This is a genomic window from Plantibacter flavus (genome assembly GCF_900177615.1).
GTDB lineage: Bacteria > Actinomycetota > Actinomycetes > Actinomycetales > Microbacteriaceae > Plantibacter > Plantibacter flavus.
The window spans coordinates 542,579-564,618 of sequence record NZ_FXAP01000001.1; the positions used below are offsets into that span (position 1 = coordinate 542,579).

At 68.4% G+C, this 22,040-nt stretch carries 18 protein-coding genes; 10 read left to right on the forward strand and 8 right to left on the reverse strand.

Translation table 11 applies throughout. From position 1 onward, the window contains the following. Positions 1–5 precede the first annotated feature (5 nt). Positions 6–1,730 carry a dipeptide ABC transporter ATP-binding protein gene (locus tag B9Y95_RS02595; RefSeq protein ID WP_085510511.1) on the forward strand — a complete coding sequence of 575 codons (1,725 nt, stop codon included), beginning with the start codon at positions 6–8 and terminating at the stop codon, positions 1,728–1,730. A gap of 82 nt (positions 1,731–1,812) precedes the next feature. On the opposite strand, the gene B9Y95_RS02600 is transcribed toward B9Y95_RS02595, so the two are convergent. The 4 genes from B9Y95_RS02600 to B9Y95_RS02615 are packed head-to-tail and all read right to left on the reverse strand — an operon-like array spanning position 1,813 to position 6,488. Beyond that, positions 1,813–2,430, reverse strand: a complete 618-nt coding sequence (locus B9Y95_RS02600) for a hypothetical protein (protein ID WP_143736317.1) — start codon at positions 2,428–2,430, stop codon at positions 1,813–1,815. A 48-nt stretch (positions 2,431–2,478) separates the two neighbouring features. Further along, positions 2,479–4,584, reverse strand: coding sequence for an ABC transporter ATP-binding protein (locus B9Y95_RS02605; protein ID WP_085510513.1), 2,106 nt, complete (start codon positions 4,582–4,584; stop codon positions 2,479–2,481). Next, on the reverse strand, positions 4,577–5,500 hold the full coding sequence (locus tag B9Y95_RS02610; protein ID WP_085510514.1) for an ABC transporter permease: 924 nt from the start codon (positions 5,498–5,500) through the stop codon (positions 4,577–4,579). The genes B9Y95_RS02605 and B9Y95_RS02610 overlap by 8 nt, the downstream gene beginning before the upstream one ends. 4 nt (positions 5,501–5,504) lie before the next feature. Continuing rightward, the gene (locus B9Y95_RS02615; RefSeq protein ID WP_064296413.1) at positions 5,505–6,488 is read right to left on the reverse strand and encodes an ABC transporter permease; all 984 of its coding nucleotides are present in this window, start codon (positions 6,486–6,488) and stop codon (positions 5,505–5,507) included. 297 nt (positions 6,489–6,785) lie between these two features. Between B9Y95_RS02615 and B9Y95_RS02620 the strand changes: the two genes are divergently transcribed. The 3 genes from B9Y95_RS02620 (at position 6,786) to B9Y95_RS02630 (ending at position 11,082) form a co-directional block, all read left to right on the forward strand. Then, complete coding sequence (locus tag B9Y95_RS02620; protein WP_159453321.1) at positions 6,786–8,510, forward strand: ABC transporter family substrate-binding protein; 1,725 nt, start codon at positions 6,786–6,788, stop codon at positions 8,508–8,510. Positions 8,511–8,671: 161 nt separating this feature from the next. Beyond that, positions 8,672–10,579, forward strand: coding sequence for a translational GTPase TypA (gene typA / locus B9Y95_RS02625; RefSeq protein WP_056007297.1), 1,908 nt, complete (start codon positions 8,672–8,674; stop codon positions 10,577–10,579). A gap of 71 nt (positions 10,580–10,650) precedes the next feature. Then, complete coding sequence (locus B9Y95_RS02630) at positions 10,651–11,082, forward strand: hypothetical protein (protein WP_121289998.1); 432 nt, start codon at positions 10,651–10,653, stop codon at positions 11,080–11,082. A gap of 202 nt (positions 11,083–11,284) precedes the next feature. Here the strand turns inward: B9Y95_RS02630 and efeB are convergent, their stop codons facing one another. The 3 genes from efeB to efeU form a co-directional block, all read right to left on the reverse strand. Continuing rightward, on the reverse strand, positions 11,285–12,649 hold the full coding sequence (gene efeB, locus B9Y95_RS02635) for an iron uptake transporter deferrochelatase/peroxidase subunit (protein ID WP_085510517.1): 1,365 nt from the start codon (positions 12,647–12,649) through the stop codon (positions 11,285–11,287). A gap of 113 nt (positions 12,650–12,762) precedes the next feature. Further along, positions 12,763–13,974 carry an iron uptake system protein EfeO gene (gene efeO / locus B9Y95_RS02640; protein ID WP_085510518.1) on the reverse strand — a complete coding sequence of 404 codons (1,212 nt, stop codon included), beginning with the start codon at positions 13,972–13,974 and terminating at the stop codon, positions 12,763–12,765. Between the two features lie 54 nt (positions 13,975–14,028). Further along, the gene (gene efeU / locus B9Y95_RS02645; RefSeq protein ID WP_085510519.1) at positions 14,029–14,877 is read right to left on the reverse strand and encodes an iron uptake transporter permease EfeU; all 849 of its coding nucleotides are present in this window, start codon (positions 14,875–14,877) and stop codon (positions 14,029–14,031) included. Positions 14,878–15,080: 203 nt separating this feature from the next. Between efeU and B9Y95_RS02650 the strand changes: the two genes are divergently transcribed. The 4 genes from B9Y95_RS02650 (at position 15,081) to B9Y95_RS02665 (ending at position 18,542) form a co-directional block, all read left to right on the forward strand. After that, positions 15,081–15,614, forward strand: coding sequence for a hypothetical protein (locus B9Y95_RS02650; protein WP_085510520.1), 534 nt, complete (start codon positions 15,081–15,083; stop codon positions 15,612–15,614). A gap of 39 nt (positions 15,615–15,653) precedes the next feature. Beyond that, positions 15,654–15,977 (forward strand): ferredoxin, encoded by a 324-nt coding sequence (gene fdxA, locus B9Y95_RS02655; RefSeq protein ID WP_079705538.1) that lies wholly within the window; start codon positions 15,654–15,656, stop codon positions 15,975–15,977. 4 nt (positions 15,978–15,981) lie between these two features. Next, the gene (dapC, locus tag B9Y95_RS02660; RefSeq protein ID WP_085510521.1) at positions 15,982–17,103 is read left to right on the forward strand and encodes a succinyldiaminopimelate transaminase; all 1,122 of its coding nucleotides are present in this window, start codon (positions 15,982–15,984) and stop codon (positions 17,101–17,103) included. A 179-nt stretch (positions 17,104–17,282) separates the two neighbouring features. Then, positions 17,283–18,542, forward strand: coding sequence for a citrate synthase (locus tag B9Y95_RS02665; RefSeq protein WP_064296340.1), 1,260 nt, complete (start codon positions 17,283–17,285; stop codon positions 18,540–18,542). A 106-nt stretch (positions 18,543–18,648) separates the two neighbouring features. On the opposite strand, the gene dapD is transcribed toward B9Y95_RS02665, so the two are convergent. Further along, a complete protein-coding gene (gene dapD, locus B9Y95_RS02670; RefSeq protein WP_085510522.1) occupies positions 18,649–19,626 on the reverse strand; it encodes a 2,3,4,5-tetrahydropyridine-2,6-dicarboxylate N-succinyltransferase in 978 nt (325 codons plus the stop codon). 51 nt (positions 19,627–19,677) lie between these two features. On the opposite strand from dapD, the gene dapE reads away from it, so the two are divergent. Together dapE and B9Y95_RS02680 are read left to right on the forward strand one after the other, a co-directional pair. Next, on the forward strand, positions 19,678–20,775 hold the full coding sequence (dapE, locus tag B9Y95_RS02675) for a succinyl-diaminopimelate desuccinylase (protein ID WP_085510523.1): 1,098 nt from the start codon (positions 19,678–19,680) through the stop codon (positions 20,773–20,775). Then, complete coding sequence (locus tag B9Y95_RS02680) at positions 20,765–21,988, forward strand: hypothetical protein (protein ID WP_234993937.1); 1,224 nt, start codon at positions 20,765–20,767, stop codon at positions 21,986–21,988. The genes dapE and B9Y95_RS02680 overlap by 11 nt, the downstream gene beginning before the upstream one ends. Positions 21,989–22,040: the final 52 nt, after the last annotated feature.

Here is a 22,040-nt window from a genome sequence, read left to right on the forward strand (position 1 = left end):
GCCAGATGAACACCCAGCAGCCGCTGCTCGAAGTCAAGGACCTCGAGGTCACCTTCCGTACCCAGAGCGGAACGGTCCAGGCCATCCGCAAGACCGGGTTCACCATGATGCCCGGGGAGACCGTCGCGATCGTCGGTGAGTCCGGATCCGGGAAGTCGACGACCGCGCACGCGATCATCAACCTCCTGCCCGGTACCGGCAAGATCAGCGGGGGCGAGATCCTCTTCGAGGGGCGCGACCTCTCGAAGCTCTCCCGCAACGAGATCGAGGACGTCCGCGGACGCCTGATCGGTTTCGTGCCGCAGGACCCGATGTCCAACCTGAACCCGGTGTGGAACATCGGCTTCCAGGTCGAGGAGGCCATCCGTGCCAACGGCATCGCCCACGGCAAGAAGGCCGTCCGTGCCAAGGCTATCGAGGTGCTCCAGCAGGCCGGCCTCTCCGACGCCGACCGTCGCCTGAAGCAGTTCCCGCACCAGTTCTCCGGCGGCATGCGTCAGCGCGTGCTCATCGGTATCGGTCTGTCGTCGAGTCCGAAGCTGCTCATCGCTGACGAGCCGACCTCGGCGCTCGACGTCACGGTCCAGAGGAAGATCCTCGACCACCTCGAGAGCCTGACCCGCGACAGCGGCACGGCGTTGCTCTTCATCACGCACGACCTCGGCCTCGCCGCCGAGCGCGCTGAGAAGCTCATCGTCATGTACAAGGGGCAGATCGTCGAGGCCGGTCCGTCGGTCGAGATCCTGCAGAACCCGGTGCACCCGTACACGAAGCGGCTCGTCGCAGCGGCGCCGAGCCTGGCTTCGCGTCGCATCCAGTCGGCGACCGGATCACTCGAGACCCTCGACCACGAGGCTCCCACCGGTTCGGAGGGCATCGACCTCATCGTCGCTGCCGAGCACCGCGCCGCAGCGCAGGCCGCCCAGCCGGACGCGGAAGCCGCGATCGTGGTGAAGGATCTCGAGAAGATCTACAACATCCGTGGGCAGAAGGCGGCTGAGCGTGAGCTCAAGGCCGTCGACGGCGTCTCGTTCGAGATCCCGAGGGGCACCACCATGGCGCTCGTCGGCGAGTCCGGATCCGGCAAGTCGACCGTGGCGAAGCTGCTCCTGCAGCTGGAGACGCCGACATCCGGCCAGATCCGCATCGGTGGGAAGGCGATGGAGGGGCTTGATCGCAAGGGCCTCCTCACGCTGCGCCGGAAGATGCAGCCGGTCTTCCAGGACCCCTACGGATCCCTCGACCCGCTGCGGAACATCGGCAACACGATCGCTGAACCGCTCGTCACGCACAAGGTGGGCGACAAGGCCTCCCGCCGTGCGCGCGTGCTGGAGCTCCTCGACCAGGTCTCGCTGCCACAGGCGGTCGCGACCCGGTACCCGAACGAGCTCTCCGGTGGACAGCGTCAGCGCATCGCGATCGCCCGCGCACTCGCGTTGAAGCCGGAGATCGTCGTCCTCGACGAGGCGGTGTCCGCGCTCGACGTCCTCGTCCAGGCGCAGATCCTGCAGTTGCTCGCCGACCTCCAGTCGGAGCTGCAGCTGACGTACCTCTTCATCACACACGACCTCGCGGTCGTGCGCGTGATCGCCGACAACGTCGCGGTCATGCAGAAGGGGAAGATCGTCGAGGCGTCGACCACGGACGACGTCTTCGAGAACCCGAAGCAGCAGTACACGCGCGAACTCCTCGACGCCATCCCCGGCGCCGGGATCGAACTCGCGCTGTAGCCGGCGCACCAAGCCGAAGGGCGGTGCCGCGGAGTGATCCGGGGCACCGCCCTTCGGTGTTGCAGGAGGCGACCGTCGGCCGCTAGCCGAGGAGCGCCGAGGCGACACCCCAGAGGACGAGTGCGGCCGTGACGCCGAGGGCGACGACATCCCAGCGCGAGGTGGCGAGGCGGTGGTCCTTCGGGTCGATCCGGCCCCAGCGTTCGTGCGCGCGGTCGATGAGGTCGACGGCCGTCGGACCCTCGTTCCCGGCGCGACCAGGTCGGCGGACACCCGCCGCGCGGTCCTGGTGGTCGACCCCGCGTCGTCCGGCGCGTCCGCCGATCATCGACGGGCGGTCGAGACCGGCGCTCGGTGCGCCCCAGCTCGTGATCTTCCGACCGTCACGCAGGAGCACCGTGAGCTGGTAGCGGCTCGTCGCCTCCTCCATGCGCGACCACGGGATGTCGTGCAGACGCCCCACGTTCACGACGGTCAGCTGCGACGGCTCGATGACGATGCAGGGACGGACGAGGACGAGGTAGACCAGCCACACGACGAGGAGCTCCCACGGGAGCGCCTGGACCGCGAAGCCCCAGGCCCCGCGGCCGACGGCGTCGATGATGAAGAAGACCATGAGCAGGGCGGTGACCCCGAGGATCCAGAAGCCGCTCGTGCTCCGCAGGGTGGTCCGATTGCCGGCGTTCGTCGCGTCGTTCACGTCCACCATCCTTCCAGGCCGCCGACCCGCGGAGGCCGCGCGGCTCGATCAGACGGAGACGAGCCGGTCGCTCTCCGCATGGTGACACGCCACGAGCCGTCCGTCGACAGGGCGCTCCCGTGGATCGTCGCGTTCGCAGACCGCCTGCTTGTCGGCCGGCAGCAGCTGGAACAGCGGGCACCGGCTCCGGAAACTGCAGCCGACCCGATCGTCGCTGGGGGAGGGGAGGTCGCCGTTCAGCAGGATGCGCTGACGACTGCGTTCGATCTCGGGGTCCGGGACCGGCACCGCGGACAGGAGCGCCTGCGTGTACGGGTGCTTCGGGTCGTCGAAGATCGTGGCGCTGGGTCCGTACTCGACGATGCGCCCGAGGTACATGACCGCCACGTCGTCGGCGATGTGCCGGACGACGGCGAGGTCGTGGGCGACGAAGAGGTACGAGAGTCCGAGTCGCTGCTTGAGGTCTTCGAGCAGGTTGATGACGCCCGCCTGGACGGAGACGTCGAGCGCGGAGACCGGCTCGTCGAGCACGAGGATCTTCGGTTCGACGACGAGCGCCCGGGCGATGCCGATGCGCTGTCGCTGGCCACCCGAGAACTCGTGCGGGTACCGGCCGGCGAAGGACGGCTCCAAGCCGACGAGTTCGAGCATGGCCCCGACGCGGGAGCGGATCTCCGCGGGGGAGACCCCGTGGACGGTCAACGGTTCGCCGATGATGTCCTCGATCGTCATGCGCGGATCGAGCGAGGCCATCGGGTCCTGGAACACCACCTGGATGTCGCTGCGCAGCTTCCGGCGGTCGGGCTTCGACAGCGTCGCGGTGTCGACCCCGTTCACGTGGATGCTGCCGCCCTGCGTTCTGGCGAGCTCGAGGATCTCCATGATCGTCGTCGTCTTCCCGCAGCCGGACTCCCCGACGAGGCCGAGGGTGCGCCCGCGCTGCACACTGAACGAGACGCCGTCGACCGCGCGGACGGTCCCGATGTTGCGACGGAACACGACGCCCTTCGTGAGCGGGAAGGCGCGGGTCAGGTCGCGGACGTCGAGGACGGTCTCCGCAGCGACCTCGGCGACGAGCTCCTCCGGTACCTCGTCCGGCCGAGGGAAGATCTCCGGGCGGCGCAGCGATCCGTCGGCGATCTCGCCGGCGCGGATGCACGCCGCGGTGTGGTTGACCGAGGTCGTCGGGTCCTCGACGGGACCGTCGAGGACGGGGAGCAGCGCCGGTTCACCCTCGAGGCAGGCGGCCACGGCGATCGGGCAGCGCGGGGCGAACGGGCAGCCGGTCGGCACGGTCGTCAACAGCGGTGGGCGTCCCTCGAGTGGCACGAGTCGCTCCTGCTGGTTCGCGGCCATGTTCGGCATGGAGCGCAGCAGACCGATCGTGTACGGCATGAGGGGTTCGCGGAACAGCGGGACGACGGGCGCCGTCTCGACGATCCGGCCCGCGTACATCACGGCGACCCGGTCGGCGTTGCCGGCGACGACACCGAGGTCGTGCGTGATGAGCACCACGGCGGCGCCGGTGATGTCCTTCGCCTTCTGGAGCACCTCGAGGATCTGCGCCTGGATGGTGACGTCGAGCGCGGTGGTCGGTTCGTCGGCGATGATCAGCTGCGGGTCGTTCGCGATGGCGATCGCGATCATGGCCCGCTGGCGCATGCCGCCGGAGAACTCGTGCGGGAACGACTTGGCACGCCGCTCCGCGTTCGGGATGCCGACGATCTTCAGCAGTTCGACGGCCCGGGTCTCGGCGGCGCGCTGCGAGAGCGCGGAGTCGTGGAGGCGGAGCCCCTCGGCGATCTGCTGACCGATCGTGTAGACGGGCGTGAGAGCCGAGAGCGGGTCCTGGAAGATCATGGCGATGTCGCGCCCGCGGATCTTCGACAGTTCCTTGTCCGACTGGCCGAGCAGCTCGACGCCGTCGTAACGGATGCTGCCGCTCACCTGCGCATTGGTCGGGAGCAGCCCCATGACGGCCATCGAGGAGACGCTCTTGCCGGAGCCCGACTCGCCGACGATGCCGAGGAACTCACCCCGCCGCACCTCGTAGGAGACACCGCGGACGGCGTGCACGGGCGTGCCGGCGTTGGGGAAGGTGACGCTGAGGTCGTCGACCTTGAGGAGCGGCGCGGTCGCCTGGGGGTCAGTCACGGTTGGCTCCTGAGGTCGGGTCGATGGCGTCGCGGAGGGCGTCGCCGAGGAGGCTCGAAGCGAGCACGGTGATGACGAGGATCGCTGCGGGGAACACGAACAGCCAGGGCCGCGTCACGGCCGCACTCGCACCGGCGGCGAGGAGAGTGCCGAGCGAGACGTCGGGCGCCTGGACGCCGAAGCCGAAGAAGCTCAGCGTCGTCTCCGACAGGACCGCCGCGCCGATGCCGAGTGTCGCGTCGATGATGAGGAGGCTCGCGACGTTCGGGATGATGTGCCGACGGATGATCGTGAACCCGGGGACGCCCATGAAGCGCGCGGCCTTGACGTACTCGCGTTCGCGGAGCGACATCGTCTGCCCGCGGATGACGCGGGCGAGCACCATCCAGCCGAACAGGACGAGGAAGACGACGAGGGCGAGCCAGGAGAGCGACTTGAACGCCGGGCTGAGGAGCACGAGGAGGAAGAAGCCGGGGATGACGAGGAGCAGGTCGATGAGCCAGACGATCGCCTTGTCCCAGACGCCGCCGACGTAACCGGCGATTGCCCCGACGAGTCCGGCGATGATCGCCGCCCCCGGGCCGACGATCAGGCCGATGACGATGGACTTCTGCAGACCGACGAGGGTCTGCGCGTACACGTCCTGGCCGATGTTGTTCGTGCCGAACCAGTGCGACAGCGACGGCGGCTGGCTGAAGGCGAGGCCGTCCTGGTCGGTGAAGGACCAGGGGGAGAGCAGCGGGCCGATGAAGGCCCAGAGGATGATGAAGAGGAGGACGCCTCCACCGATGCGGGCCCGCTTGGTGGCGAGCACCTTCCGGAGGATCGTGCGTCCGCGGGACTGCGGCCGCTTGGGCGCATCCCGCATCGTCTCGGGTTCCCCGACGGTGAGGGTCGATGGGTCGGTCAGTGCCATGTCGTTACACCCGCACTCTCGGGTCGAGCGCCGCATAGATCACGTCGGAGAGGGTTCCGGCGATCAGGACGAGGATGGAGGTGAAGAGGATCGTCCCGGCGGCGGCGTTGATGTCCGAGTTCGAGACGCTCGTGAGGAGGTACTCGCCCATGCCGTGCCAGCTGAAGACGTTCTCCGTCACACTCGCGCCGGTGAGGATGAGCCCGAAGGAGTAGGCGAAGAACGTCGACATCGGGATGAGCGCGACACGGACGCCGTGGCGGATGATCGCGGAACCGCGGGTCCGGCCCTTCGAGCGCGCGGTCCGGATGTAGTCGGCGCTCATCACGTCGAGCATGGCGCTGCGCTGGTACCGCGAGTACGAGGCGACGGCGCCGACGGTGAGGGTGATCGTGGGCAACAGCAGATGCATCGCCCGGTCGCCGAACTGTGTCCAGAACCCGCCCTGGAGGCCGGCGGTGTACTCGCCGGTGAAGTTGATGACGTTCGTGCCGACCGCCTGGTTGAGGGACGTCGCGAGGATCATGAGCACGACGCCGATGACGAAGACGGGCATCGCGAGGATCGTGAACGAGGCGTAGGTGATGATCTGGTCACTGGCCCGGTATTGGCGGACCGCGCCCCACACGCCGAGGGCGACGCCGATGACCGCGCCGAGGATGGTGCCGATGACGAGGAGGCGGAGGCTCGTGCCCGAGCGCTCGAAGATGTCGGCGGTGACCTGGGTGCCGCGCGTGCTGATCCCGAGGGAGCCGGTGGTCACCAGTTGCGTGACCCAGTCCCACAGGCGTTCGAGCAGCGGGACCTTCGGGTTCACGCCCATCTTGTCCAGCGCCGCATCGATGGACGCCTGGGGGATGGGCGGGTTCTTCCCGAGGAACCGGGCCGACGGCTGGAGCGTCATGCTCACGAGCACGTAGCCCAGCATGGTGGCGATCGCGGAGAGGAACAGGTAGTTGACCAACCGCCGTGCAATGAACCCGATCATGTACCAGCCTTGCGAAGTCGTTGTGCGGGACCGCGTCGTCCCGTCAGCTGTGCTCCCCTCGTGGGGGTGGAGACACTGTAACCCCCAAGTGTCTGGAATCAGAAAACGACGCGTGTTCTCAGGAAACGAAACGTATGTTTCCGGCTCGTACCGTCGACAAATCGAAACGGTAACAATTCGTGCCCTCTTGTGGGGGATCCCCGGTGCGGGTGCAAGATGGTCCACATTGGCCTGCGCGCCTTCCGCTCCGCATCGGTGCGGCGCTGCGCAGTTACACGTCACGAAAGGTGGATCTCGATGAGTTCCAGAACACAGGGATCGAAGCGGCGCGGCGGGATGATCCTCGCCGGCGTCTCGATCGTCGCCCTCGCATTGACGGCTTGCACCGGAGGCGGTTCAGGCGGTGGCGGCTCGACGTCGAAGCCCGCCGAGCTGTCCGGCACCGGCTGGGAGCGCGCCGACGCCGACCAGATCGCCCAGGGCGGTTCGCTCAACCTCGCCGTCGACGCGATCCCCGCGAACTGGAACCTCTACAACCTCGACAGCGGCACCGTCGACGACCAGTTCCTCAGCAACCTGTACACGCCGTCGTTCATCAACATCAAGGAGGACGGCACCTGGGAGGCGAACCCCGACTTCGCGACATCCGTCGAGTTGAAGACCGAGGACCCGCAGGTCGTCGAGATCAAGATCAACCCGGACGCCGTCTGGTCGGACGGCACCGCCATGAGCGTCGAGGACTTCGCCGCCACCTGGAAGTCGCTGAACGGTGTGGACCCGGCGTACGCGCCGACCGCGACCAACGTGTGGAAGGACATCGAGTCCGTCACCGCCGGCGACAGCCCGCAGGACGTCCTCATCACGTTCAAGAACAAGAACGCCGACTGGCCCTCCATCCTCGGCAACATCTGGCCGAAGTGGCTCGGCGCGACGCCGGAATCCTTCAACACCCTCTGGGCGACCGGCCCCTACGCGGCTGACGGCACCACCTACGTCTCCGGCGGTCCGTACATCGTGAGCAAGATCGATCAGACCGGTGCCGTTGTCACCTTCGAGCCGAACCCGAAGTGGTGGGGCGACAAGCCCAAGCTCGACAACATCATCTTCAAGCAGGTCTCGCGGTCCGGGCTCGCCCAGGCGTTCTCGAACAGTGAGATCGACGTCTTCAGCATCGGTTCCAACGCCGACAACTACGAGACGGCGAAGAAGCGCAGCGACGCTGAGATCCAGCGTTCGCGCGGTACGACGTACAACCACATCACGCTGAACGGTACGTCCGAGGTCCTCAGCGACCCCGAGGTCCGCCAGGCGTTCGCCAAGTCGATCAACCGTCAGACCATCGCCGAGGCCCGCCTCGCAGCGATCGACGCACCGACCGACCTGCTGAACAACCTCATCTTCCTCCCGGGCCAGGACGGCTACGAGGACGACGCCTCGAAGGTGCTCGGCTACGACATCGAGGCCGCCAAGAAGCAGCTCGAGGACGCCGGTTGGAAGGAAGGCAGCGGCGGCATCCGCGAGAAGGACGGCCAGAAGCTGACCGTCCGCTACGTCATCGACTCCGACAACCCGGTCTCCGCCGAGACGTCGCAGCAGGTGCAGGCCATGGTGAAGGAGGCGGGCTTCGACCTGCAGATCGACACCGTCCCCTCGGACGACTTCTTCACGAAGTACGTCACCACCGAGACCCGCGACTTCGACGCCGTGAGCTTCGCGTGGCAGGGCACGGCCTTCCCGATCTCCAGCACCGAGTCGATCTTCTACCCGGCCGACTCCGGGCAGAACTTCCCCGGCGTCACCGACGACTCGCTCGGCGAGCTGTGGGCGAGCGCCAACGCGGAGCTCGACCCCGACAAGCGCCTCGAGATCGCGAAGGAGATCGACAAGAAGATCGTCGCCCTCGCGACCACGCTCCCGCTGTTCCCGGTGCCGTACACCTACGGCGTCAAGACCGGCCTCGTGAACTACGGGCCGACCCAGTTCGAGACCATCGACTGGAAGAACGTGGGCTGGAAGAAGTAAGCGACACGACGGGTTCCTCCTGAACCCGGAGGACGACGGGCATCGGCGGGAAACCGCCGGTGCCCGTCGTCGTTCAGCCCCCGGCCAGGACTCCTGCGGTATGATGGTCCGTCGGCACCATCGTGCCCGAATCCCATCCACTTGAAGGAAGCCACCCTTTTATGGCGCTCGCCACTCGTTCCGATCTGCGCAATGTCGCGATCGTGGCCCACGTTGACCACGGCAAGACGACCCTCGTCGACGCCATGCTGCGACAGACCAACTCTTTCGCCGAACACGCCCACCTCGAAGAACGCGCCATGGACTCGAATGAGCTCGAGCGCGAAAAGGGCATCACCATCCTCGCCAAGAACACGGCGATCTCGTACAAGGGCGAACACGCCACCGACGGCCCGATCACGATCAACGTCATCGACACCCCGGGCCACGCCGACTTCGGTGGAGAGGTCGAGCGCGGCCTGTCCATGGTCGACGGCGTCGTCCTCCTCGTCGACGCGTCCGAGGGCCCCCTGCCGCAGACCCGGTTCGTGCTCCGCAAGGCGCTCGAGGCCAAGCTGCCGGTCATCCTCCTGGTCAACAAGACCGACCGCCCCGACGCGCGCATCGACGAGGTCGTCGTCGAGAGCCAGGACCTCCTCATCGGTCTCGCCAGCGACATGGTCGACGACGTCCCCGACCTCGACCTCGACGCCGTCCTCGACGTCCCGGTCGTCTACGCCTCGGGTAAGGCCGGCCGTGCGTCGTCCAACAAGCCCGCCAACGGCGAACTGCCCGACAGCGAAGACCTCGAGCCGCTGTTCGCAGCCATCCTCGAGCACATCCCGGCTCCGCAGTACGACGACGAGCACCCGCTCCAGGCGCACGTCACGAACCTCGACGCCTCGCCGTTCCTCGGTCGCCTCGCGCTCCTGCGCATCTTCAACGGCACGCTGAAGAAGGGTCAGACGGTCGCCTGGGTCCGCCACGACGGCGACGTCCACAACGTCCGCGTCACCGAGCTCATGATCACGAAGGCCCTCGACCGCTACCCGGCCGAGAGCGCCGGCCCCGGCGACATCGTCGCCGTCGCCGGTTTCGCCGACATCATGATCGGCGACACCCTGGCCGACCCCGAGGACGTCCGCGCGCTGCCGGCCATCACGGTCGACGACCCGGCCATCTCGATGACGATCGGTACCAACACCTCGCCGCTCATGGGCAAGGTCAAGGGCCACAAGCTCACCGCACGTATGGTCAAGGACCGCCTCGACCGCGAGCTCATCGGTAACGTCTCGCTCAAGGTCCTCGACATCGGTCGTCCCGACGCGTGGGAGGTCCAGGGCCGTGGAGAGCTCGCGCTCGCGATCCTCGTCGAGCAGATGCGTCGCGAAGGCTACGAGCTCACCGTCGGCAAGCCGCAGGTGGTCACGAAGCGTATCGACGGCAAGGTCCACGAGCCGTACGAGCACCTCACCATCGATGCCCCCGAGGAGCACCTCGGCGCGATCACCCAGCTCCTCGCCGCTCGCAAGGGCCGCATGGAGAACATGGCGAACCACGGCACCGGCTGGGTCCGCATGGAGTTCATCGTCCCGTCGCGCGGCCTCATCGGCTTCCGGTCCGAGTTCCTCACCGCCACGCGCGGTACGGGTATCGCCAACGCGTTGGCACACGGATACGGCGAGTGGGCCGGCGCGATCACGACGCGCAACAACGGTTCGATCGTCGCCGACCGCTCAGGCGTGGTCACCCCCTTCGCGATCATCGCGCTGCAGGAGCGCATGTCGTTCTTCGTGCAGCCGACCGAAGAGGTCTACGAGGGCATGGTCATCGGCGAGAACTCGCGCAACGACGACATGGACGTCAACATCACCAAGGAGAAGAAGCTGACCAACATGCGTCAGTCTTCGGCCGACAACTTCGAGTCGATGACGCCGCCGCGCGTCCTCACGCTCGAGGAGAGCCTCGAGTTCGCCCGCGAGGACGAGTGCGTCGAGGTCACGCCCGAGCACGTGCGCATCCGCAAGGTCGAGCTCGACGCTCAGGCCCGCCAGCGCAGCTACTCGCGTCTCAAGAAGCAGTCCGAGTAGGCGCTAACCGCTCCAACCCGATGCCCGGTCCTCTCAGGAAGACCGGGCATCCGGTCGTTAAGCTGATGGGCATGCGCCGACCCGCCTCCCTCGCCCTGCTGGCCGCTCTCGTCCTCGCTCCGACGCTCGCCGGGTGCAGCGTCATCGAGTCCACCGTCAAGGACTCCGTCGAGCAGGGCATCCGCGACGCCACCGGTGGCGACTTCGACGTGAACCTCGACGAGGGGCTGCCGGACGGATACCCCGTCGACGCGGTCCCGGTGGTCGACGGCACGGTCAACGGCGGACGTGGCACGGTCGACGGCAAGGATACCTTCGTCGTCACGGTGCAGGCGACCGACGCCGCCACCGCAGCCAAGGACGCGCTCGTCGCGGCGGGCTTCACAGTCGACGGGGAGATCGCGAACGGCGACGGTTCGATCGTGACGCTGTCGACGACGGCCTATGACGTGAAGCTCGTCGCCTCGGCGGACAGCATCCTCTACACGGTGACGGTCAAGTAGCACTTCGACAGGCTCAGCGACCGGCGTTGCTCCCTGAGCGCCCTTCCGGTCCCTGAGCGCAGTTCCGGTCCCCGAGCGCAGTTCCGGTCCCCGAGCGCAGTTCCGGTCCCTGAGCTTGTCGAAGGGCACTTCGACAGGCTCAGTGACCGGGTGGGGAGGCCTCATTGACCGGGTGGGGAGGGCTCAGTGACCGGGGTTGGTCCTACGCGAAGAGCGTCTCGCCGACCCAGCCGTCCTTGCTCGCGCCCGGGGGCACCGCGAAGATCGCCGCCCCCACGTGCTTGATGTACTCGTTCATTGCATCCGTGGCCAGCGCGCGCTGCACGTCGATGAACTGCTTCGGCGACCGCTGGTACGACATGAAGAACAACCCGGCGTTCAACCGCCCGAGGTCGTCGTTGCCGTCGACGAAGTTGTACCCGCGTCGCAGGAGCTTCGTGCCCTTGAGCTGGGTCGGGTGCGCCAGACGCACGTGTGAGTGCTTGTCGATGAGCGGCTGATCCGTCGCGCCGACCGCGTCGAAGTCGGGCTCCGTGAACTCCTTGCCGCCCGACAGCGGTGCGCCCTCGCCCTTGCTCCGACCGATGACGCGCTCCTGCTCCTGGAGCTGCGCGCGGTCCCAGGTCTCGATGATCATGCGGATCTTGCGGACCACGAGGTAGGAACCACCGCTCAGCCAGGCGGCGCTGTCTCCGTCCTGGACCCACACCTGTTCCTCGACCGTCTTGGTCTCCTCGGACTTGACGTTCGCGGTGCCGTCTTTGAAGCCGAACAGGTTGCGCGGGGTGACCTGACTGGTGGAGGTCGACGAGGTACGACCGAAGCCGAGCTGCGACCAGCGGATGGAGGCACGTCCGAACGCGATGCGGCTCAGGTTGCGGATCGCGTGCACGGCGACCTGCGGGTCGTCGGCGCACGCCTGGATGCAGAGGTCGCCGCCGGTGAGGCCCGCCTGGAGGTTGTCGCCCGTGAAGCGGGGGAGCTTCTCCAACTCGGCCGGGCGACGGTCGGCGATACCGAACCGGTCCGTGCCGTCCTCGGCGGTGAAGAGCGTGGGTCCGAACCCGAAGGTGATCGTGAGCCCGCTGGCGGGCAGTCCGAGCGCTTCTCCGGTGTCGACCGGGGGAGCGAGTGGGGAGCCGTCCACGGCACCGCCGTCGGCGACCTCCTGGCCCTGCGTCATGCGTGCCGCGGCGACACTCCAGTCCTGGAGCAGCTCGATGAGCTCCTCCCGGGTGGTCCCAGCCGACACGTCGTACGCGGCGAAGTGCAGGCGGTCCTGCGCCGGCGTCGTGATCCCGCTCTGGTGGGCCCCGCCGAACGGGTAGACCGTCGTGACGCCCGTGGCACTCGCCGGGGCGCTGACGGCGGCGGTGATGGCCGCGGTCGCCCCGGCTCCCGCTGCCAGCCCCGCGGCGCCCGCTCCGGCCAGGCCGAACAGCGCCCGGCGCGACAGCCCGCGCCGCGGCGGGTCGCTCGGTGGTGCGGACGCGGCGCCGAGCTCAGCCGCGGTGGGCGTCGATCCTGCCTCGCGTGCAGGCGTGGTGGGGGGAGTGTGCTCGGTCATCGGACCTCATGCTATTCAGGGATGGCTGGAAGGCCGCAGGGCCGGAACCCCCAGAATGCTCTGAGCGGTTCCGGCCCGGCGCGCCGCGGAGGCGGCGGTGGATCCGTTCGGTGCTACTCGGCGACGCCGAGCACCGTGTGGGTGAGCTGCGACAGCGGCTCGGAGAGGGCGTTCACCTGGTCGGAGAGCTCCTTGCGCTGCTCCTCGGTGACGGTGTCGTAGCCCACGAAGCCGCTGTCGAGGCTGCCGTACTTCGCGAGCAGGTCCTGCAGCGCCGTGAACTCGGTCTCGATCTGGCCGACGAGCTTCGTGCCCGCGTCGCCCTTGCTCGCGGCGATGTCCTTCACGTTGCCGAACGCGACCTCGGCTCCCTGTACGTTGGCCGCGAAGTCGTAGAGGTCGGTGTGGGACCACCAGTCCTCCTCGCCGGAGATCTTGCCGACGGCGACTTCGTCGAGGAGACCGATGGCACCGTTCGAGATGTCGCCGAGGCTCACGGTGAAGTCCTTCTCGGAGACGAGGTCGAACAGCTGCTGCACGTCGTCGACGAGTCCGGTGGCGAACTGCTGACGCTGTTCCGGCGTCGACGGCGTCCAGTCCGTCAGCGCGCTCGTGCCGTCGGAGTTCAGCGCGTCGGCTGCCGGTGGCCAGAGGTCCTTCTCGATCCGGTGGAAGCCGGTCCAGTCGAGTCCTTCAGCCACGGCGTCGACCTCGCGGTAGTCGATCTTCGGGTCGAGGTCGCCGAACGCCTCGGCCGTCGGCTCGATGCGTTCGTACGAGACGCGCGTCGTCGCGAACAGCTGACGGGCGGTCTCGTCGTCGCCGGCGGCGTACGCGTCGGTGAAGGCCTTCACCTGCGGCACGAGTTCGGCCACCTGCGACTTGACGTAGGCGACGTAGTTCGTCACGGCCTGGTCGGTGAGCGCCTGCTCGTCCTTCGAGACGGTCGCGTTCTGACCGGTGACGGTGAATTCGGCGAGGCCGACGGGTGCGCCGACGAGCTGGAACTTGCAGGCCGTGTAGTACGTGCCGGGGTTCAGCTGTGCGACGTAGGACACCGTCTGGCCCGGCGTCACGTTCTCCTTCTCGCCCACGATGCGCAGCTTGTCCGAGGCGAGGATCTCGAACTCGTTGACGTCGGTGCCGTTGTTGGTGATCGAGAACGTCACGGCACCGGCCGTCGCCTTCGCGACGGACACCGAGCACGAGTCGTCGGTGATGGCGACGGTGAGTGCGTCGCTTCCCGTCTTGTTCGGGACGCATCCCGTGAGGGCGAGGGCGAGGACGCCCGCGCCGGCGAGGCCGGCGATGATGCGGTGCTGCATGGAGACTCCTGTCGGAAGGTGCTGGTGCTTGGTTCGCGGTGGGTCGGGGACCGGTCAGACGTTCGTCGTGACCGGTTTCGTGACGGAGGTCGGGCGCCGACGGCCGAGACCCGACACCCGGATGAAGCAGACGAGCGTGACGACCAGGTACAGCAGCCACGCGCCGAACTGCGCCCAGGTCGGGGCGGGGGTGAAGTTGAAGAGTCCGCCGAGGACGGTGCCGTACCAGCTCGTCGGAGGGACGACGGCGCTCAGGTCGAAGGCGGCCTTGCCCCAACCGGGGATGACGCCCGCCTCCTGGAGGTCGCCGACGCCGTAGGCGAGGACGCCGGCAGCCACGACGACGAGGAACAGGCCGGTCCACGTGAAGAAGGTCCCGAGGTTGATCCGGACGAATCCGCGGTAGATGAGATACGCGATGACGACGGAGGTGAGGATGCCGAGGAGTGCGCCGATCGAGCCGACGACGGCGTTCTCGCCGGAATTGACGCTCGCCCAGATGAAGAGGGCGGTCTCGATGCCCTCGCGGCCGACGCTGATGAAGCCGAGGACGACGATGCCGACCGCCGAACCGGCGACGGCGGCGTCGAGTCGTGACTCGAGGTCGTGCTTGAGCTCTCGGGCGTTGCGCCCCATCCAGAAGATCATCCAGGTGACGAGCCCGACGGCCAGGATGGAGAGTCCGCCGCCGAGGATCTCCTGCGCCTGGAAGCTCAGCCCGTACGGCCCCCAGGTGAGGATGGCACCGACGCCGAGCGAGACGACGATCGCGACGGCGACGCCGAGCCACAGCCGGGGGAGGACGTCCCGGCGGCCGAGCTTGTTCAGGTAGGCGACGAGGATGCCGACGATGAGGCCGGCTTCGAGGCCTTCGCGGAGGCCGATGAGGTAGTTCGCGAGCACGTGACCGGACTTTCGGGCGTCGAGCAGGCGGTCGCCCGGGGGAGGCCGTCGTCTGCGGGGTGGGGATGCATCCGAGGGCGCGCCGGGCGGGGACCGTGGTCCGGGCGGGGCGCTGCGACTTCGGAACGCGGTTGGGTAAGGCTAACCTTATCCGACGTCGACCATAGCGCCTGATGCTGAGGCTGTCCAGATACAATCGGCGGATGACCGATCCGGCCCCCGACTCCAGCCTCCCAGACGGCCGCACGGTCGGCGACGACCGCTGGTTCCCGCCGACACCGCAGCAGCAGGACGCATCGCACGGGCAGTCCACGGCGTCGCGGGTGATCGGGCTCGTCCTCGCGTTCCTCGTCGGTCTGGCGTACGGCGCCATCGGCACGGTCGCGCACGCCTGGGCGCCCTCCGTCCTCGGTGTCGCCCTCCCGGTCGGCCTGGTGCTCGGGGTCCTCGGCGTGGCCATGCTCCTGGTCGGACTCCGGATCGTCCTGGGGGACCGGCTCGCAGCGTCGGCCGCGGCGCTCGGGGTCATCCTCATGATCGGGATCCTGCTGCTCGAGAGCACCGGTGGCTCCGTCCTCATCCCGCAGAGCGTCTCGGGCCTCGTCTGGACCATCGCGCCCGGTCTCATCGCCGTCCTCGTCGTGGCGTGGCCGAAGCTCCCGGAGCGCGCCCGCAAGCGTGACGACCGTCCCACGGGACCGGCGCCCGAACCGCTCCCCGTCTCGCCGCAGGCGTAGACTGGACAACTCAGTGCTCGTGAAGGGAGCCACCCGCCCGTGACCTACGTGATCGCCCTGCCGTGCGTCGATGTGAAGGACCGCGCCTGCATCGACGAATGCCCCGTCGACTGCATCTACGAGGGTGAACGGTCGCTCTACATCCACCCCGACGAATGCGTCGACTGCGGTGCGTGCGAGCCGGTCTGCCCGGTGGAGGCCATCTACTACGAGGACGACCTTCCCGAGGAGTGGGCGGACTACTACAAGGCCAATGTCGAGTTCTTCGACGAGATCGGTTCCCCGGGCGGGGCCGCGAAGGTCGGTGTGATCCCCTCGGACCACCCGCTCATCGCCGCGCTGCCGCCCCAAGCCCACGAGTAGTCGCGTGGCACTGCAGCCGCTGCCCGACTACCCCTGGGACCTCATGGTCCCGTATGCGGAGCAGGCCCGTCGGCACCCCGACGGCATCGTCGACCTCTCGATCGGTTCGCCGGTCGATCCGACTCCCGGCCTCATCCGGGATGCGCTCCGGGCGGCCACGGACGCTCACGCGTACCCGACCACGGTCGGCACGCCCGAACTCCGGCAGGCGATCGTCGACTGGTTCGCGCGCCGTCGTGGTGTCGACGGTCTCACCCTCGACGCCGTCCTCCCGACGATCGGCTCGAAGGAACTCGTCGCGCTGCTCGCTTTCCTCCTCGGCCTGGGCGCCGGCGACACCGTGGTCCACCCGGTGGCCGCCTACCCGACGTACGCGGTCGGCGCGGCGATCGCCGGAGCCGAGGCGTTCGCCTCCGACGACCCCGCCGAATGGCCGGAGAACACCCGGCTGGTCTGGCTGAATTCCCCCGGCAACCCCGACGGCCGTGTCCTGTCGGTCGACGAGCTGCGTGCGGCCCGAGCCAGAGCCCGCGAACTCGGTGCCGTCCTCGTCGGCGACGAATGCTACGCGGAACTCGGTTGGGAGGGGGAGTGGTCCGACACACCGACCCCGTCCGTACTCGATCCACGCGTGACCGACGGCGACACCGAGGGTGTCCTCGCGATCTACTCCCTGAGCAAGCAGTCCAACCTCGCCGGCTACCGTGCCGCGTTCCTCGCGGGCGACGAGCGCCTGGTGCGTCGGCTGGTCACCGTCCGGAAGCACGCTGGTCTCATGCTGCCTGCCCCGCTGCAGGCCGCCATGATCGCGGCGCTCGGCGACGACGCACACGTGGCGGAGCAGAAGGCCCGGTACCGCGCCCGTCGTGAGGTGCTGCTCCCGGCCGTCCGCGAGGCAGGGTTCCGGGTCGACCGCAGCGAGGCGGGACTGTACCTGTGGATCACCGAGGGCCAGGACGCCTGGGTGAGTATCGACCGCCTGGCGTCGATCGGTGTCCTGGCGGGCCCGGGGGTGTTCTACGGCGAGGCCGGACCACGACACGTGCGGCTCTCCCTGACCGCGACCGACGAGCGCATCGCAGCCGCCGCAGCCAGACTTCGGGGACTCCGCCCGATTTCGGGGTGAACTCCAAGGAAGTCGCCGGATCACTGTGGGAAACAGCAGTAGGGTCCGAAGCCGATTAGGCTGTATGTGACACGCCGTCGTATCGGAGGGCGATGTCGAGTCCCTATCGCACAAAGATATGAGGAGGCGCCGTGGGCGACGTCGAGAAACAGGCTTCCACCGAGACGCATCAGGTCACCCTGAACTACCCCGGCGGAACGGCCGAATTCCCGATCCACCAGTCAGCCCAGGGCGCGTCGAGTATCGACATCTCCTCGCTCACGCGGCAGACCGGCCTGACCACGCTCGACTACGGGTTCGTCAACACCGCGGCGACGAAGTCGGCGATCACCTACATCGACGGCGATCAGGGCATCCTGCGCTATCGCGGCTACCCGATCGAGCAGCTCGCCAAGCAGTCGACCTTCCTCGAGGTCGCGTGGCTGCTCATCCACGGGGAGCTCCCGACGGCCGACGAACTCGGCGGATTCGACGAGAAGATCCGGCGCCACACGCTCCTCCACGAGGACCTCAAGCGGTTCTTCTCGGCGCTCCCGCACACGGCGCACCCGATGGCCGTCCTGTCGAGCGCCCTGCAGGCCATGTCGACCTACTACGAGTCGGACGCCAATCCGCACGATCCCGACCACGTCGAGCTCACGACGGTCCGCATGCTCGCGAAGCTCCCGGTGATCGCCGCCTACGCGCACAAGAAGTCGGTCGGGCAGGCGTTCCTCTACCCCGACAACTCGCTGAGCTTCGTCGACAACTTCCTCAAGTTGAACTTCGGCAACCTCGCCGAGCCGTACGAGATCGACCCCGTCCTGTCGAAGGCGCTCGACCTCCTGCTCATCCTGCACGAGGACCACGAGCAGAACGCGTCGACCTCCACGGTCCGCCTCGTCGGCTCGACCGGCGCGAACCTCTACGCCTCCGTGTCCGCCGGTATCAACGCCCTGTCGGGTCCGCTGCACGGTGGCGCGAACGAGGCTGTGCTGCAGATGCTCGGCCGGATCCAGGAGTCCGGCGAGGGCGTGCAGCGCTTCGTCGACCGCGTGAAGAACAAGGAAGACGGCGTGAAGCTCATGGGCTTCGGGCACCGCGTCTACAAGAACTACGACCCGCGCGCCAAGCTCGTCAAGGAGAGCGCCGGCGAGGTGCTCCGGGCGCTCGGCATCAACGACCCGCTGCTCGACCTGGCCCAGGAGCTCGAGCAGATCGCCCTCGAGGACGACTACTTCAAGGAGCGCAAGCTCTACCCGAACGTCGACTTCTACACCGGCGTCATCTACAAGGCGATGGGCTTCCCGACGCGGATGTTCACGGTGCTCTTCGCCATCGGGCGCCTGCCCGGGTGGATCGCCCACTGGCGTGAGATGAACCTCGACCCGCAGACCAAGATCGGGCGCCCGCAGCAGCTGTACACGGGTTCGCCCGAGCGTCCCTTCCCGACGCGCTAGTCCCGTCGGTTCCTGAGCCTGTCGAAGGGCGGTTCCTGAGCCTGTCGAAGGGCGGCCCCGCATCCACCTCGGATGCGGGGCCGTTCTGCGTACCGGGACGCCGGCGTCAGGCGTGCAGTGCCGCGTTCAGCTCGACGCCCGAGCCCGAGCGGGGGAGCACCTCGACGGCACCGGTGAGCGAGTTCCGACGGAACAGGAGGTTGGGGACACCCGACAGCTCGACCGCCTTGACCATGCGCGGCGCGCCCTCGGCCGTGGCCGCAGCACCCGCGAGGACGACCTTGGTGCCCGCGGTCACGTAGAGACCAGCCTCGACCACCGAGTCGTCGCCGATCGAGATGCCGATGCCGGAGTTGGCGCCGAGGAGGGCGCGCTGACCGATCGCCACCCGCTGCGTCCCGCCGCCGGAGAGCGTCCCCATGATCGACGCACCACCTCCGATGTCGCTGCCGTCGCCGACGACGACGCCCTGGGAGATGCGGCCTTCCACCATCGACGCGCCGAGGGTCCCGGCGTTGAAGTTGACGAAGCCCTCGTGCATGACGGTGGTGCCCGGTGCCAGGTGGGCGCCGAGCCGGACGCGCGAGGCGTCGGCGATCCGGACCTTGTCGGGCGTCACGTAGTCGAGGAGTCTCGGGAACTTGTCGATGCCGGTCGCGTGGATGCCGGCGCGGAGGAGCGACGGTCGGAGGCGGTCGAAGTCCGCGGGGTGGACGGGGCCGGCGTTGGTCCAGACGACGATGGGGAGGTGGGCGAAGACGCCGTCGAGCGAGATCGTGTTCGGCTGGACGAGCAGGTGGCTGAGCAGGTGCAATCGCAGGTAGGCGTCCGGGGTGCTCTGCGGAGCGGCCTGCAGCTCGATCTCGACCGTGACGATGTCGATGCGGACGGCCCGGCGCTCGTCGTCGGTCGCGAGGGCCTCGAGGTCTGCGGGGGCGATCCAGCGGTCGCGGCCTTCGGGGATCCGTCCGAGCGATGGCTCGGGGAACCAGGTGTCGAGCACGGTGCCGTCGGCGGCGATGGTCGCGAGGCCGGAGCCCCAGGCGTGAGTCGGAACAGGGGTCTCGGCAGGCGCAGCGGTCATGGCTCCAGGGTACCGGCCAACACTCAGGCCGACGGCCAATACACTGGTGCCATGCCAGCCGAAGTCCCCGTACTCGACCTGTCCGTCTCCTCGGTGGAACTCACCCAGCAGCTGTGCGACATCGCCTCCGTCTCGGGGGATGAAGCCCGCATCGCCGACGCGATCGAGGCGTCGCTCGAGGGCCTCGGGCACCTGACGATCGTGCGCGACGGCGACACGGTCGTCGCATCGACCTCGCTCGGCCGTGCGCAGCGGGTCATCATCGCCGGCCACATCGACACCGTCCCGATCAACGGCAACGTCCCGACCCGGTTCGAGGAGCGCGACGGCCAGGCGATGCTCTGGGGCCGAGGGACGGTCGACATGAAGGGCGGTGTCGCGGTCCAACTGAAGCTCGCGGCTGAGCTCACCGATCCCATCGTCGACATCACCTGGATGTGGTACGACAACGAGGAGGTCGCATCCGACCTCAACGGCCTCGGTCGTCTCGCGCGGAACCGTCCCGACCTCTTCGTCGGCGACTTCGCGATCCTCGGCGAGCCGAGCAACGCCGGCGTCGAGGGTGGCTGCAACGGAACGCTGCGCGTGCACGTGAGCGCCCACGGCAAGCGCTCCCACGCGGCCAGGAGCTGGGTCGGCGTCAACGCGATCCACGCGATCTCCCCGGTCCTCGCGACGCTCGCCTCGTACACGCCACGGGAGGTCGAGGTCGACGGTCTCGTCTACCGGGAGGGCGTCAACGCGGTCGGGATCACCGGCGGTGTCGCCGGGAACGTGATCCCCGACCTCGTCACCGTCGAGGTGAACTACCGCTTCGCTCCGAGCCGGACGGGTGCCGAGGCGCTCGCCCACCTCGAGGAGCTCTTCTCCGGCTTCGAGGTCGTGCAGACGGACGTCGCGGAGGGCGCTCGTCCCGGGCTCGACGCGCCGATCGCCCAGGACTTCCTGGCCGCGGTCGGCGGGACACCGGCCCCGAAGTACGGCTGGACGGACGTCGCACGCTTCTCCGCACTCGGCGTCCCCGCCGTCAACTACGGACCGGGTGACCCGCTCCTCGCCCATGCCGACGACGAGCGCGTCCCGCTCGCGCACATCGAGGACTGTGAGCGCGGGCTCCGCGCCTGGCTGACCGGGCCCGATGGTCGCTGACGCGGCCCACTCGACCGAGGTCGAGGAGCGGCCGTCGATGCTCCGGCGCTGGGCCCGCCTGCCCTGGTGGGGGCGCATCACCATCGTGTACGTGCTGTCCCGCCTGGTGACGTCCGCGATGTTCGCGGTCGCGAGTCTGCTGCAGGCGCCGGACTCCCGGTTCGGCGCGTTCCCCTCGCTCGGCACGCTCGCCGCCGGCTGGGACGGACAGTGGTACTGGTGGATCGCGACGTACGGCTACCCGACCCAGCTGCCGCTCGACGACGCCGGCCGGGTCGCGGAGAACGCGTGGGCGTTCATGCCGGTCTATCCGGGGGTCGTGAAGGCGCTCTCGGTCGTCACCTTCCTGCCGTGGCCGGTCATGGCCGTGATCGTCTCGCTGTGCTGTGGCTTGGGGGCGGCCCTGCTGTTCCACCGGCTCCTGCGCATCCGCCTCGGCGACGAACGGGCGCTGTTCGCCGTCGTGCTGTTCTGCATCGCCCCGCTCAGCGCCCTGTTCCAGGTCGCCTACGCGGAATCGATGTTCCTCCTGCTGCTGACGCTCGCGCTGCTCCTGCTCGTGACGCGCCGGTACGGCTGGCTCCTCGCTCTCATCCCGGTCATGGCGTTCACCCGCCCCGGAGTCCTGGCCTTCTCGCTCCTGCTGGGCCTCCATCTCATCGTGCGGATCGTCACCCGTCACCGCGACCCGCTCGCGCGCCGGGAGGTCGTCCTCATCCTCGCGGGCGGGACCCTCGCCGCCGTCGCCGGATTCGCGTGGATGGTCATCGCCGGCATCGTCACCGGGACGCCGGAGGCGTACCTCGAGACGGAGCTGGCGTGGCGGGCCGCCTTCATCGGGGAGCAGCCCCTCGTCCCGTTCTCCGCCTGGATCCAGGGCGGCCAGTTCTGGTTCGGGGATGGTCCGGGCCTCGTCGTCGTCGCCGCGATCTTCGTCGGCTCCGTCGTGCTCCTGTTCCTCCCGCCGGTGCGCCGGCTCGGTGCCGACCTCAGGTTGTGGGTGGGGTCCTACCTCCTCTACCTCTTCGCGGTGTTCTTTCCGCAGACGAGTGTCTTCCGACTGCTCGTGCCGGTCTTCCCGCTCCTCGGTGCGGTCGCCGTCCCACGGAACCGCTGGTACCGCGGTGGCGTCGTGATCGTCTCGCTGGCCTTGCAATGGTGTTGGATCTTCGTCATGTACGGCCTCGCGAACGCGTATTGGACCATTCCCTGAGTGCGGATCGAGCGTCATCCTGCGCCTCGCCGCGCTCAGGATTATCACGAGC